General features: G+C 69.6%; 12 protein-coding genes. All 12 read left to right on the forward strand.

The window, feature by feature from the left end:
* Genes ACIBQZ_RS00070 through ACIBQZ_RS00125 form a run of 12 tightly spaced genes read left to right on the forward strand, consistent with a single transcriptional unit; the run spans position 1 to position 14,093 of the window.
* Positions 1 to 672, forward strand: a complete 672-nt coding sequence (locus tag ACIBQZ_RS00070) for a NuoB/complex I 20 kDa subunit family protein (RefSeq protein WP_396086201.1) — start codon at positions 1 to 3, stop codon at positions 670 to 672.
* Entirely contained in the window at positions 669 to 1,361 is a 693-nt protein-coding gene (locus tag ACIBQZ_RS00075) for an NADH-quinone oxidoreductase subunit C (protein WP_396086202.1), read from the forward strand. Before ACIBQZ_RS00070 ends, ACIBQZ_RS00075 begins: the two co-directional genes overlap by 4 nt.
* A complete protein-coding gene (locus ACIBQZ_RS00080; RefSeq protein ID WP_396086203.1) occupies positions 1,358 to 2,698 on the forward strand; it encodes an NADH-quinone oxidoreductase subunit D in 1,341 nt (446 codons plus the stop codon). Before ACIBQZ_RS00075 ends, ACIBQZ_RS00080 begins: the two co-directional genes overlap by 4 nt.
* The gene (gene nuoE / locus ACIBQZ_RS00085) at positions 2,699 to 3,793 is read left to right on the forward strand and encodes an NADH-quinone oxidoreductase subunit NuoE (RefSeq protein WP_396086204.1); all 1,095 of its coding nucleotides are present in this window, start codon (positions 2,699 to 2,701) and stop codon (positions 3,791 to 3,793) included. It abuts the gene before it with no gap.
* Complete coding sequence (gene nuoF, locus ACIBQZ_RS00090; protein WP_396086205.1) at positions 3,790 to 5,106, forward strand: NADH-quinone oxidoreductase subunit NuoF; 1,317 nt, start codon at positions 3,790 to 3,792, stop codon at positions 5,104 to 5,106. Before nuoE ends, nuoF begins: the two co-directional genes overlap by 4 nt.
* The gene (locus ACIBQZ_RS00095; protein ID WP_396086206.1) at positions 5,106 to 7,580 is read left to right on the forward strand and encodes an NADH-quinone oxidoreductase subunit G; all 2,475 of its coding nucleotides are present in this window, start codon (positions 5,106 to 5,108) and stop codon (positions 7,578 to 7,580) included. The genes nuoF and ACIBQZ_RS00095 overlap by 1 nt, the downstream gene beginning before the upstream one ends.
* Positions 7,577 to 8,968, forward strand: coding sequence for an NADH-quinone oxidoreductase subunit NuoH (gene nuoH, locus ACIBQZ_RS00100; RefSeq protein WP_396086207.1), 1,392 nt, complete (start codon positions 7,577 to 7,579; stop codon positions 8,966 to 8,968). Before ACIBQZ_RS00095 ends, nuoH begins: the two co-directional genes overlap by 4 nt.
* A 1-nt stretch (position 8,969) precedes the next feature.
* Positions 8,970 to 9,554, forward strand: a complete 585-nt coding sequence (gene nuoI / locus ACIBQZ_RS00105; protein WP_396086208.1) for an NADH-quinone oxidoreductase subunit NuoI — start codon at positions 8,970 to 8,972, stop codon at positions 9,552 to 9,554.
* The gene (locus ACIBQZ_RS00110) at positions 9,551 to 10,324 is read left to right on the forward strand and encodes an NADH-quinone oxidoreductase subunit J (protein WP_396086209.1); all 774 of its coding nucleotides are present in this window, start codon (positions 9,551 to 9,553) and stop codon (positions 10,322 to 10,324) included. The genes nuoI and ACIBQZ_RS00110 overlap by 4 nt, the downstream gene beginning before the upstream one ends.
* On the forward strand, positions 10,321 to 10,620 hold the full coding sequence (gene nuoK, locus ACIBQZ_RS00115) for an NADH-quinone oxidoreductase subunit NuoK (protein ID WP_396086210.1): 300 nt from the start codon (positions 10,321 to 10,323) through the stop codon (positions 10,618 to 10,620). Before ACIBQZ_RS00110 ends, nuoK begins: the two co-directional genes overlap by 4 nt.
* A 12-nt stretch (positions 10,621 to 10,632) precedes the next feature.
* Complete coding sequence (gene nuoL / locus ACIBQZ_RS00120) at positions 10,633 to 12,558, forward strand: NADH-quinone oxidoreductase subunit L (protein ID WP_396086211.1); 1,926 nt, start codon at positions 10,633 to 10,635, stop codon at positions 12,556 to 12,558.
* On the forward strand, positions 12,555 to 14,093 hold the full coding sequence (locus tag ACIBQZ_RS00125) for an NADH-quinone oxidoreductase subunit M (RefSeq protein WP_396086212.1): 1,539 nt from the start codon (positions 12,555 to 12,557) through the stop codon (positions 14,091 to 14,093). Before nuoL ends, ACIBQZ_RS00125 begins: the two co-directional genes overlap by 4 nt.

The raw sequence follows: 14,093 nt of genomic DNA on the forward strand, positions 1-14,093 counted from the left end.
ATGGGAATCGAAGAGAAGCTACCGAGCGGCATTCTGCTGACCTCGGTGGAGAAGCTTTCCAACTGGGCCCGCAAGTCGTCGTTCTGGGGCGCCACCTTCGGCCTGGCCTGCTGCGCCATCGAGATGATGGCGGCCGGCGGGCCGCACTACGACCTCGGCCGCTGGGGCATGGAGGTCTTCCGGGCCTCGCCGCGGCAGGCCGACCTGATGATCGTCGCCGGCCGGGTGAGCCAGAAGATGGCCCCGGTCGTGCGGCAGATCTACGACCAGATGCCCGAGCCGCGCTCGGTCATCTCGATGGGCGTCTGCGCCTCGTCGGGCGGCATGTTCAACAACTACGCGATCGTGCAGGGTGTGGACCACATCGTGCCGGTCGACATCTACCTGCCGGGCTGCCCGCCGCGGCCCGAGATGCTGATCGACGCGATCCTCAAGATGCGCGAGAAGGTCATGGCCGCCCCGCTGGGCCCGAACGGCCGCAAGATGCTCGAGGCCCGCAAGGCCGAGGGCAAGATGCCGCTCGTCGCCGCCGGCGCCATGCCGTCCTCGTACCGGGTCGACAAGGTCCGCCGGGCCGAGTGGACGCAGGCCGTCAAGGAGGGCCGCGAGGAGCAGTTGCGCATCGAGAACTGGATGAAGCTGCAGCCGCATCTCCGGGAGGATGGCAAGTGAGCGTCGCATCGACTCCGGAGGGCGCGCAGCTCGGCTCACCGGCGGAGACCCCGCCCAGCCCGGACAAGGGCATGTTCGGCGTCGAGGGCACCGGTGACGTGTCCGGCTTCGGCGGCCTGGTCCGCCGGCGGCCCACCGATGTCGACAGCCCGCGCCCGTTCGGCGGCTACTTCGACGAGGTGTACGACGCGCTCGAGGAGGCCTATCCGGGCTTCGCGGACGCGATCGAGAAGGTCGTCGTCTACCGGGGCGAGCTGACTCTGCACATCAAGCCGGAGCGGATCGCCGAGGTCTGCCAGATCGTGCGGGACGACGAGTCGCTGCGCTTCGAGCTGTGCTCCTCGGTGGACGCGGTCGACTACCTGGGCAGCGACCCCCGCCGCTTCCACATCTCGTACCAGCTCACCTCGATGACGTACCGCCGCCGGGTCCGCCTGGAGGCGGCGGTGGCGGAGGGCGTCAGCCTGCCGAGCGTGACCAGCATCTACCCGACCGCCGACTGGCAGGAGCGGGAGATCTACGACATGTTCGGCGTGGTCTTCGCCGGCCACCCCAACCTCACCCGCATCCTCATGCCGGATGACTGGGAGGGGCACCCGCAGCGCAAGGACTATCCGCTCGGCGGCGTACCCGTCGAGTACAAGGGCGCCGTAATTCCGCCGCCGGACCAGCGGAGGGTCTACCAATGACAAGCCAGACGACCAGCGGAGCCGGGTACGCCACCGAGCGTGAGACCACCGAGGGCCGGGTCTTCACGGTCACCGGCGGCGACTGGGACAGCATCACCGGCAGTATCGACCCGCTGAGCAACGAGAAGATCGTCGTCAACATGGGTCCCCAGCACCCGTCGACGCACGGCGTGCTGCGGCTGGTGCTGGAGCTCGAGGGCGAGACCGTCACCCAGGTGCGCCCGGTCGTCGGCTACCTGCACACCGGCATCGAGAAGAACCTCGAGTACCGCAACTGGACCCAGGGCACGACCTTCGTGACCCGGATGGACTACCTGGCGCCGCTGTTCAACGAGACCGGCTACTGCCTGGCGGTCGAGAAGCTGCTCGGCATCACCGACGACATCACCGAGCGGGCGAAGACCATCCGGGTGCTCTTCATGGAGCTCAACCGGATCTCGTCGCACCTGGTCTGGATCGCCACCACGGGCATGGAGCTCGGCGCGATCTCGATGATGCTGTACGGCTTCCGCGAGCGCGAGTACATCCTCGACATCTTCGAGGAGACCTCGGGCCTGCGGATGAACCACGCGTACATCCGCCCGGGCGGGGTCGCGCAGGACGTGCCGGAGTCGGCCATCCGCAAGATCCGTGACCTGCTCGTGTACCTGCCGAAGAAGCTCAAGGAATACGAGGCGATGCTCTCCGGCCAGGTCATCTGGCAGGAGCGCACCCAGGGCGTCGCGGTGCTCGACGTGACCGGCTGCCTGTCGCTGGGCATCACCGGGCCGGTGCTGCGCTCGGCCGGGCTGGCCTGGGACCTGCGCAAGACCATGCCGTACTGCGGCTACGAGGACTACGAGTTCGACGTGCCGACCGCGACCACCGCCGACGTCTGGGGCCGCTACCTGGTCCGGATGGCGGAGATCCGGGAGTCGCTGAAGATCGTCGAGCAGGCCCTGGACAAGCTCAAGCCGGGCCCGATCATGATCGCGGACAAGAAGATCGCCTGGCCGGCCCAGCTGGCCGTGGGCCTCGACGGCTCGGGCAACTCGCTCGAGCACGTCGCCAAGATCATGGGTCAGTCGATGGAGTCGCTGATCCACCACTTCAAGCTCGTGACCGAGGGTTTCCGGGTGCCGGCCGGCCAGGTGTACGTCGGCATCGAGCACCCGCGCGGTGAGCTGGGCGTCCATGCCGTGTCCGACGGCGGCACCCACCCCTACCGGGTGCACTACCGCGACCCGAGCTTCGTGAATCTCCAGGCCATCCCCGCGATGGCCGAAGGTGCGCTGCTGGCCGACGTCATCGCCGGCGGCGCCTCCCTGGACCCCGTGATGGGTGGGTGTGACCGCTAAATGTCCGATACCACACTGGACTTCTCCCCCGCAGCAGCGCCGCTGGCCGAGAAGCTCCTGGCGCCGGCGCGCGAGATCCTCGCCCGTTACCCCGCCGGCCGGGAGCGTTCCGCACTGCTCCCGCTGCTGCACCTGGTGCAGACCGAGGAGGGCTTCGTCAGCCCCAACGGCGTCGCGTTCTGCGCCGAGATCCTGGGCATCAACAAGGCCCAGGTGGGCGCGGTCGCCACCTTCTACACGATGTACAAGCGCCGGCCGACCGGCGAGTACCTGGTCAGCGTCTGCACCAACACGCTGTGCAACGTGCTCGGCGGCCAGGAGGTCTACGACGGCCTCGTGGAGCACCTCGGCGTGGGGCACGACCAGACCACGGCCGACGGCAAGATCACCCTGGAGCACGCCGAGTGCCTCGCGGCCTGCGACTACGCGCCGGTCATGACGGTCAACTACGACTTCGCGGTGGACAACACCACTCCGCAGGACGCGGTCGAGCTGGTCGAGCAGCTGCGCAAGGGCGAGCGGCCGATGCCGTCCCGCGGCGCCCGGATCTGCTCGCTCAAGGAGATGCAGGTCCAGCTCGCCGGGTTCGCCGACGAGCGGGACGGCGCGGTCGCCGACGGCCCGGCCGGCGCGCCCACGCTGCGCGGCGTGACGCTGGCCCAGGAGCACGGCGTCGCGGTGGCGAACTTCAACATCGACACCCCGATCACCACCACCAAGCCGGCCCGCGACGAGTCCGCCAAGGCGGTCAAGGACCCGGGCCCGGCGGCGGCGCAGCCGGCCGAGGACAAGCACCCCGGCCTGGTGGCCGGCGTGGCGAAGAAGGTCAAGACCGCGGCGGCCACGGTGGTGGACAAGGTGGAGCACCGCAAGGCGGGCGCACCGGTCCAGGCCGGCGACGTCAAGGACCCGGAGGTACGGGCGGCCGAGACGCGCAACCCCACCGCCGACACCCCGACCCCGGACGCGTCGAAGACGGCCGCCGCCACGCCGGTGCCGTCCAACCCCGCCGAGGCCGCCGGACTCGCCGACAACCAGCCCGCCGGCGACGGTAAGCCCGCCGGCGACAGCGTTGGCAACGAGGAGAAGAAGTGACTCAGCCCCGGCGTGAGGTTCTTCAGAAGCTCACCCCCGTCCTCACCAAGCGCTGGCTCTCGCCGGACGCCTGGAAGATCGACACCTACGAGCGGCTCGACGGGTACGCCGCGGTCCGCAAGGCGCTGGACGTCCACCCCGACGACCTGATCCAGCTCATCAAGGACTCCGGCCTGCGCGGCCGGGGCGGCGCCGGCTTCCCGACCGGGCTCAAGTGGGGCTTCATCCCGCAGGGCGACGGCAAGCCGCACTACCTGGTCATCAACGCCGACGAGGGCGAGCCGGGCACCTGCAAGGACCTGCCGCTGATGACCTACGACCCGCACTCGCTCGTGGAGGGTGCGATCATCGCCGCCTACGCGATCCGGGCCAGCCGGGCGTTCATCTACATCCGCGGTGAGGCCGTGCACGCCGCCCGCCGGCTGCGCCACGCCATCAAGGAGGCGTACGCCAAGGGCTACCTCGGCGAGAACATCCTCGGCTCCGGGTTCGACCTGGACCTCGTGGTGCACAGCGGCGCGGGCGCGTACATCTGCGGCGAGGAGACGGCGCTGCTGGACTCGCTCGAGGGCTTCCGCGGCCAGCCCCGGCTGCGCCCGCCATTCCCCGCGATCGCCGGCTTGTACGCGAGCCCGACGGTGGTCAACAACGTCGGCACCATCGCGTCGGTGCCGTACATCGTGCTGGGCGGCGCGGAGTGGTGGAAGAGCATGGGCACGGAGAAGTCGTCCGGCCCGATGATCTACTCGCTCTCCGGCCGGATCGCCAACCCGGGCCAGTACGAGTGCGGCCTGGGCATCACCCTGCGCGAGCTGATCGAGCTGGCCGGCGGCATGCAGCCGGGCCACAACCTGAAGTTCTGGACGCCCGGCGGCTCGTCGACCCCGCTGCTGACGGCCGAGCACATCGACACCCCGATGGACTTCGAGGGCGTCGCCGCGGCGGGCTCGATCCTGGGCACCACCGCGATGCAGATCTTCTCCGACCAGGACTGCCCGGTCTACGCGACCTGGCGCTGGCTGGAGTTCTACCACCACGAGTCCTGCGGCAAGTGCACCCCGTGCCGCGAGGGCAACTACTGGATGGTCCGCACGTACCGCCGGATCCTCTCCGGCCAGGGCACGGTCCAGGACCTGGACACCCTGCAGGACACCGCGGACAACATCTTCGGCCGGTCGTTCTGCGGCCTCGGCGACGGCGCGGCCACGCCGGTCATGTCGACGCTGAAGTTCTTCCGGCAGGACTACCTCGACTACATCGAGGGCCGGACCGCCCCGCGGCTGTCCGAGAAGGCCCTGGTAGGAGCCCACTGATGACCGACGTCGCCAAGAAGACCGACATGGTCGCCCTCACCGTCGACGGTGTCGAGGTGACCGCCGCCAAGGGCGAGCTGGTCATCCGGGTCGCCGAGCGGATGGGCATCGCGATCCCGCGGTTCTGTGACCACCCGCTGCTGGCCCCGGCCGGCGCCTGCCGCCAGTGCCTGGTCGAGGTGGAGGGCCAGCGCAAGCCGGTCGCCTCCTGCACTCAGACGGTGGCCGAGGGCATGGTGGTCAAGACCCAGCTCACCTCGCCGGTCGCCGCCAAGGCGCAGGGCGGCGTGATGGAGCTGCTGCTGGCCAACCACCCGCTGGACTGCCCGACCTGCGACAAGGGCGGCGAGTGCCCGCTGCAGAACCAGGCGATGTCCGCCGGCCGGGTCGACACCCGCTTCCACGAGCACAAGCGCGAGTACGAGAAGCCGATCCACATCTCCAGCCAGGTGCTGCTGGACCGGGAGCGCTGCATCCTCTGCCAGCGCTGCACCCGGTTCTCCGAGGAGATCGCCGGCGACAAGTTCATCGACCTGATGGACCGCTCGTCCGGCGAGCAGATCAACGTCTACCGCGACGACTTCTTCGGCGGCGAGGGCTACGGCGACGGCAACGCCGGCGAGGACCCGGGCGACGTCCCGTTCAACTCGTACTTCTCCGGCAACACCATCCAGATCTGCCCGGTCGGCGCGCTGACCGGCGAGCAGTACCGGTTCCGGGCCCGCCCGTTCGACCTGGTCTCCTCGCCGACCGCCTGCGAGCACTGCGCGGCCGGCTGCGCGATGCGGGCCGACCACCGGCGCGGCAAGGTGCTGCGGCGCCTGGCCGGCGACGACCCGGCGGTCAACGAGGAGTGGAACTGCGACAAGGGCCGGTGGGGCTTCCGCTACACCACCGGCTATGACCGCATCACCACCCCGCTGGTCCGCGACGCCAAGACCGGCGAGCTGCGGGAGGCGGCCTGGAGCGAGGCGCTGCTGGCGGCCGCCGAGGGGCTCCAGGCGGCGAAGGGCCGGGGCGTCGGCGTGCTGACCGGCGGCCGGCTCACGGTTGAGGACGCGTACGCGTACGCGAAGTTCGCCCGGGTCGCGCTCGGCACCAACGACATCGACTTCCGGGCCCGCCCGCTCTCCGGTGAAGAGGCGGACTTCCTCGCCTCCTCCGTTGCCGGCGTCACCGACGTGACCTACGAGGACGTCGAGAACGCGCCGGCCGCGGTCATCGTCGGGCTCGAGCCCGAGGAGGAGTGCCCGATCCTGTTCCTGCGGCTGCGTAAGGGCCACGGGAAGAACAAGCTCAAGGTCACGGCCGTGGCGCCGTACCTGAGCAGAGGTTTTGAGAAGCTCGGCGCGACGCTGGTCGCGGCCGTGCCCGGTGACGAGGCCCGGCTGCTCGGCACCGACGCGACGGTGGCCGCCGCGCTCGCCCTGCCCGGCGCTCTGCTGATCGTCGGCGAGCGGCTCGCGAGCGTGCCCGGTGGCCTCTCGGCCGCCGCCGCGCTGGCGGCCCGCACCGGCGCCCGGCTCGCCTGGGTGCCGCGGCGCGCGGGTGACCGGGGCGCGGTGGACGCGGGCTGCCTGCCCAACCTGCTGCCCGGCGGTCGCCCGGTCACCGACGCGGGTGCGCGGGCCGAACTGGCCGCGGCCTGGGACGTCGAGGCCGGTGTGCTGTCCGGCACGGTCGGGCGCGACACGGACGCGATCGTCGCGGCCGCCGCGGACGGCACCCTGGGCGGCCTGCTGGTCGCCGGCGTGGACCCGGCCGACCTGGCCGACCCGCGGCTCGCCGGGCAGGCGCTCGACGCGGTGCCGTTCCTGGTCAGCCTGGAGCTGCGGCAGAGCGCGGTCACCCGCCGCGCCGACGTCGTGCTGCCGATCGCGCCGGCCGCGGAGAAGGCCGGCACCTTCATGGACTGGGAGGGCCGGCTGCGGACCTTCGAGGCCGTGCTCAAGACCGCCGCGATGACCGACGGCCGGGTGCTGGAGGCCATCGCCGCCCTGATGGAGGTCACGCTCGGCACCGGTGACGTGGCCGCGGTCCGGCGGGAGCTGGGCAGCATGCCCGCGAGCCGCTCGGCCCGCCCGGCCGCGCCGGCCGTCGCCGCGGCGGCGCTGCCGCAGCTCGGCGCGCAGGACGCGGTGCTCGCCTCCTGGCACCACCTGATCGACCTCGGCTCGCTGCTCGACGGTGACGAGGTGCTGGCCGGCACGGCTCGCACCCCGGTGGTCCGCCTGGGCAAGGGCCTCGCCAAGACGCTCGGCGTGGCCGACGGCGACGCCGTCACGGTCGGCACCGACCGCGGCGCGATCACCCTTCCCGCGGCGATCACCGATCTGCCCCCGCAGGTCGTGTGGCTGCCCACGAACTCGCCGGGCTCGACGCTGCGTCGCAGCCTCGGCGTCACCTCGGGTGCGGTGGTCCGGCTCAGCGCCGGCAAGCCGGGTCCGATCCTGGCTCAGGGGGCTACCGCATGAACCAGCTGATCCTGGCGCAGGATCCGACGCTGCAGACGTTCGAGAACGACGTCTGGTGGATCGTTCTCATCAAGCTGCTCGGCGTCTTTGTCATCCTGCTGCTGCTGACGCTGTTCACGATCAACTACGAGCGCAAGGTCGTGGCCCGGATGGCGGTCCGGCCGGGCCCCAACCAGGTCGGGCCCAAGGGCTGGCTGCAGAGCCTCACGGACGGCGTCAAGCTGCCGTTCAAGGAGGAGATCATCCCGAAGACCGCCGACAAGGTGGTGTACTTCATCGCCCCGGTGATCTCGGCGACGGTCGCGTTCACCGCGTTCTCGGTGATCCCGTTCGGGCCGGTCGTGTCGATGTTCGGCCACAAGACCGCGCTCCAGCTCACCGACGTGCCGATCTCGGTGCTGGTGCTGCTCGCCTGCTCCTCGATGGCGGTTTACGGCGTGGTGCTGGCCGGCTGGGCCTCGGGCTCGACGTACCCGCTGCTCGGCGGTCTGCGCTCGGCCGCGCAGATGATCTCGTACGAGGTCGCGATGGGCTTGAGCATCGTGGCGGTGTTCATGACCGCGGGCACCATGTCCACGTCGCAGATCGTCGCCGCCCAGGCGGGCAACAACCCCACCACGGCGTTCGACATCTTCGGCTGGAGCCCCACCGCGCCGAGCTGGTACGCGGTCCTGCTGCTGCCCAGCTTCATCATCTACTGCATCGCGGCGGTCGGCGAGACCAACCGGGCGCCGTTCGACCTGCCCGAGGCGGAGTCCGAGCTGGTCGGCGGCTTCCACACCGAGTACTCGTCGTTCAAGTTCGCGCTCTTCTTCCTCGCCGAGTACATCAACATGATCACCGTCTCGGCGTTCGCCACGACGCTGTTCCTCGGCGGCTGGCGCGCACCGTGGCCGATCACCGAATTCTGGGCGGGCGCCAACTCCGGATGGTGGCCGCTGATCTGGTGGCTGGGCAAGGTGCTGCTGCTGCTGTTCGGCTTCATCTGGCTGCGGGCCACGCTGCCCCGGATGCGGTACGACCAGTTCATGCGCTTCGGCTGGAAGGTGCTGATCCCGGTCAACCTGGTCTGGATCCTGTTCCTGGCCGGCGTCCGGGTCACCAACGACCGGATCGACGGCGGCGCCCGCTGGCTCGTCTACCTCGCCGCGGCGGTGGTGGTGCTCGGCATCGCGCTGCTCTGGCCGGCCAGCAAGAAGCCGCGTGAGTTCTCCATCGAGGAGCAACTGGCCGCCCGGCCGCCGGGCAGCTTCCCGGTTCCGCCGATGGACCTGCAGGTGCCACCCAGTCCCCGGGCCCGCCGGGCGGTCGCCGAACGGCTGCCCGCCACGGTCGGCGGCACCACCCCTGCCGACAGCCTGAACGACACGTCAGACAAGGAGGTGTGACGTGGGAACGTTCACCGGCTCGTTCAAGGGCTTCGGGGTGACCTTCGCGCACATGTTCCGCAAGGTCATCACGACCGATTACCCGTTCACCCCGCCGACGCCGGCGCCGCGCTACCACGGGCGGCACATCCTCAACCGGCATCCGGACGGCCTGGAGAAGTGCATCGGCTGCGAGCTGTGCGCCTGGGCCTGCCCGGCGGACGCGATCTACGTCGAGGGCGGCGACAACACCGAGGAGCAGCGCTTCTCACCGGGTGAGCGGTACGCCAGCATCTACCAGATCAACTACGCCCGCTGCATCTTCTGCGGGCTCTGCATCGAGGCCTGCCCGACCCGTTCGCTGACCATGAGCAACGAGTACGAGCTGGCTCGCGACAACCGTCAGGATTTGATCTTCACCAAGGAAGACCTCCTGATGCCACTGCTGCCCGGTATGGAGCAGCCGCCGCACCCGATGCGGCTGGGTGACACCGACAAGGACTACTACCTCGGTGCGCTGACCAACCCGGGCACATCGGCCGGCGCCGAGCGGGCGCCGCTGACCGTGGCGGTCACCGAGGACGCACTGGGCGAGGTGGCTCGATGATCGAGTACGCGGCCGCCGCGGCCAGTCAGGTCTCCACCGGCGAGGAGTGGGGCTTCTGGATCCTGGGCACGCTCGCCGTCATCGGCGGCCTGGGCATGGTCATCGCGCGCAACGCGGTGCACTCCGCCCTCTGGCTGGTCGTCACGATGCTGTGCCTGGGCTTCATCTACGTGATCAACCAGGCGCCGTTCCTCGGCGCGGTGCAGATCATCGTCTACACCGGCGCGATCATGATGCTGTTCCTGTTCGTGCTGATGCTGGTCGGCCGGGACGCCTCCGACTCGCTGATCGAGACCCTGCGCGGGCAGCGGATCGCGGCGATCCTGCTCGGCGTCGCGTTCGGCGTGCTGGTCGCGACCGGTCTGGGCCGCTCGTTCGACGGCGCCACGGCCGTCGGCCTGACCGAGGCGAACAACGCCTACGGCGGCAACGTGCAGGGCATCGCCCGGCTGCTGTTCACCAAGTACGTCTTCGCCTTCGAGATCACCTCCGCGCTGCTGATCACGGCGGCCGTCGGTGCGATGGTGATGGCGCACGTCGAGCGCGCCAAGGAAGACATCGCCGACCAGGTCACGCGCATGAAGGCGCGTTTCCGGCCGGGCTCGTACCCGGGGGCGAAAGCGGGCCCGGGCGTCTACGCGAACACCATGTCGGTGGCCGCGCCGGCCCGGCTGCCGGACGGCAACGGCTCGGAGCGCAGCATCTCGGCGATCCTGCCCGTGCGTGAGCTGAGCGCGAGTGAAGCCGCACTGAAGAGGACAGAGAAGTGACTCCTGACTACTACCTGGTGCTGGCGGCGATCCTGTTCACCATCGGCGCCACCGGCGTCCTGGTGCGCCGCAACGCCATCGTGCTGTTCATGTGCATCGAGCTGATGCTGAACGCCGCGAACCTCGCCCTGGTGACCTTCAGCCGGATCAACGGCTCGCTCGACGGCCAGATCATCTCGTTCTTCGTGATGGTGGTCGCCGCGGCCGAGGTCGTCATCGGACTGGCCATCATCATGTCGATCTTCCGGACGCGGCGTTCGGCCAGCGTCGACGACGCCAACCTCCTCAAGTACTAAAGGGGCCTTCACGTGGAACAGACAGTGGAGTACGCCCACGCGACGGGGCTGCTGAGCGGAATCTGGCTGCTTGTCGCCATTCCGCTCGCTAGCGCCACGGTTCTGCTGGTGCTGGGCAAGAAGGCCGACAAGTGGGGGCACTGGCTCGGCGTCGCGGCGGTCGCCGCCACGTTTGTGCTCGGCCTGTCGATGTTCCTCAGCCTGCGCGGGCTCGACCCGGAGGCCCGGTCGGCGGAGCAGAGCCTGTGGGACTTCATCGCCGTCGGCAAGCTGCACGTCGACTTCGGGTTGCTCTTCGACCCGCTCTCCGGCGTGTTCGTCCTGCTGATCACCGGCGTCGGCTCGCTGATCCACCTGTACGCGGTGGGCTACATGGAGCACGACGAGGGCCGGCGGAAGTTCTTCGGCTACTTCAACCTCTTCGTCGCCGCGATGCTGCTGCTGGTCCTGGGCAACAACTACGTGATGCTCTACTTCGGCTGGGAGGGCGTCGGCCTGGCGTCGTACCTGCTGATCTCCTTCTGGTACACCCGGCCGTCCGCGGCCACCGCCGGCAAGAAGGCGTTCCTGATGAACCGGGTCGGCGACGCCGGCCTGGCCATCGGCATCTTCCTGATGTTCGCCACCCTGGGCACCACCCAGTACGACGAGGTCTTCAACGGCGTCAGCGCGCTGTCCGCCGGCACCGTCCTGGTCATGGGCATCCTGCTGCTGCTCGGCGCGGCCGGTAAGTCCGGTCAGTTCCCGCTGCAGGCCTGGCTCCCCGACGCGATGGAGGGCCCGACCCCGGTCTCGGCCCTGATCCACGCCGCGACGATGGTCACCGCCGGCGTCTACCTGATCGCCCGGTCCAACCCGATCTTCTCGGCGAACGCCACGCTGCAGACGATCGTGGTCAGCGTCGGCGCGCTCACCCTGCTGATCGGCTGCATCATCGGCGCGGCCAAGGACGACATCAAGCGGGTGCTGGCCTGGTCGACGGTCAGCCAGATCGGCTACATGTTCCTCGGCGTCGGGCTGGGCGGCGGCGCGTACGCGCTGGCGATCATCCACCTGCTCGCGCACGGCTTCTTCAAGGCCAACATGTTCCTCGGCGCCGGCTCGGTCATGCACGGGATGCACGACCAGGTCGACATCCGGCGGTTCGGCGGGCTGAGCAAGTACATGAGGTGGACCTGGCTCACCTTCATGATGGGCTGGCTCGCGATCATCGGCATCTTCCCGCTGTCGGGCTACTGGTCCAAGGAGCCGATCATCGCGGCGGCGTTCGAGCGGGGGGACTGGACCTCCTGGCTCTTCGGCGGCGCGGCCCTGCTCGGTGCCGGCCTGACCGCCTTCTACATGACCCGGCTGTTCGTCCTCACCTTCCACGGCCCGAAGCGGTGGACCGAGGACATCCACGAGCCGCACGAGTCGCCGCTGATCATGACGGTTCCGCTGATGCTGCTGGCGCTCGGCTCGATCGGCGCCGGTTACCTCATGCACACCAGCGTCGCGCAGTGGCTCGAACCGGTCCTGGGTGCCGAGGAGGCGGCGCACGAGCCGGTGATCGGCCACGGCTGGATCACCGCGCTGGCGACCCTCATCACCATCGCCGGTGCGGGCCTGGCCTGGGCGCTGTTCCGCAACGGCACCGCCAAGGTGGCGGAGCCGGCCGGTGTGGTCGTCACCGCGGCCCGCCGCAACCTCTACACCGACGCCTTCAACGAGGCCGTCTTCGAGCGGCCCGGCATCTACCTGACCCGCGCGCTGGTCTTCCTCGACAACAAGGGCATCGACGGCGCCGTCAACGGCCTCGCGGCCGCCGTCGGCGGCAGCTCGGGTCGCCTGCGCCGGCTGCAGACCGGTTTCGTCCGCTCGTACGCGTTGTCCATGCTCACCGGCGTAGTCCTGGTCGTCGGTGCCTTCCTCGCAATCCAGTTGGGATGGTTGGCGTGACCGACTTTCCGTTCCTGTCCATCCTGACGCTGTTCCCCCTGCTGGGGGCGGCTGTGGTGGCCTTCATCCCGAAGACCAGGGCGCACCTGGCCAAGACGGTCGCCCTGGGCTGGTCGCTGGCGGTGCTCGCGCTGAGCATCGTCATGTGGATCGTGTTCGAGGCCGGCGGCGACCGCTTCCAGTTCCGCGAGTCCTACCAGTGGATCCCCACCTGGGACGCCCGGTTCACCTTCGCGGCGGACGGCATCGCCCTGGTGATGCTCATGCTGATCGCGATCCTGGTGCCGGTGGTGATCCTGGCGTCCTGGAACGACGTCGAGGAGACCCAGCGGTCGGTGCCGATCTACTTCGCCCTGCTGCTCGCCCTCGAGTGCACGATGATCGGCGTCTTCGCGGCCGCCGACGTGTTCCTGTTCTACGTGTTCTTCGAGGTCATGCTGGTGCCGATGTACTTCATCATCGGCTCGTACGGCGGCGCCCGCCGGCAGTACGCGGCGGTCAAGTTCTTCCTCTACTCGCTGGTCGGCGGTCTGTTCATGCTGGCCGCCGTGATCGGCCTCTGGGTCGTCGGCGGGCACACGTTCGACTGGCAGAAGCTCAGCGAGGTCTCGGGAGCGTTCGACACCACCACCGCACGCTGGCTGTTCCTCGGCTTCTTCATCGCCTTCGCGGTCAAGGCGCCGTTCTTCCCGTTCCACACCTGGCTGCCCGACGCCGGTGTCGCCGCCCCGGCGCCCGCCGCCGCGCTGCTCGTCGGTGTGCTGGACAAGGTCGGCACCTTCGGCATCCTGCGGTACTGCCTCTCGCTGTTCCCGGAGGCGTCGCGCTGGTTCGCCCCGGCGGCGCTGATCCTCGGCGTCATCGGCATCATCTACGCCGCGCTGCTGGCGGTCGGCCAGAACGACCTGAAGCGGCTGGTGTCGTACACCTCGATCGCCCACTTCGGGTTCATCGGGATCGGCATCTTCGCGTTCACCACCCAGGCGGGCACCGGCTCGGTGCTCTACATGGTCAACCACGGCCTCGCCACCGGCCTGCTGTTCCTGGTCGTCGGCATGTTCGTGGCCCGCCGCGGCTCCTCGCTGGTCAGCGACTTCGGCGGGGCCGGCAAGCTGCTCCCGGTGCTGGCCGGCGTGCTGTTCTTCGCCGGTCTGGCCTCGCTGGCGCTGCCCGGCACCGCGCCGTTCGTCAGCGAGTTCCTGGTGCTGATCGGCACGTTCACGGTGCACAAGGTCTACGCGGTCATCGCCACCGTGGGCATCATCCTGGCCGCCGCGTACGTGCTCTGGATGGTGCAGCGCACGACGCAGGGCACGCTCAACCCGGCGCTCACCGAGGTCCCGGCGATGCACAAGGACATCAGCCTCCGCGAGAAGTTCGTGGTCGCGCCCCTGGTGGTCCTGCTGCTGATCCTCGGCTTCTACCCGAAGCCGGTCACCGATGTGATCAACCCGGCGGTGGAGGCAACCATGCAGGACGTCGGCACGACCGATCCGGCGCCGACCGCGGTCGCGAACGGAAAGGTGGCTCCGTAG

Origin of the sequence: Actinoplanes sp. NPDC049599, from assembly GCF_044465625.1 — a bacterium.
Classification (GTDB): domain Bacteria; phylum Actinomycetota; class Actinomycetes; order Mycobacteriales; family Micromonosporaceae; genus Actinoplanes.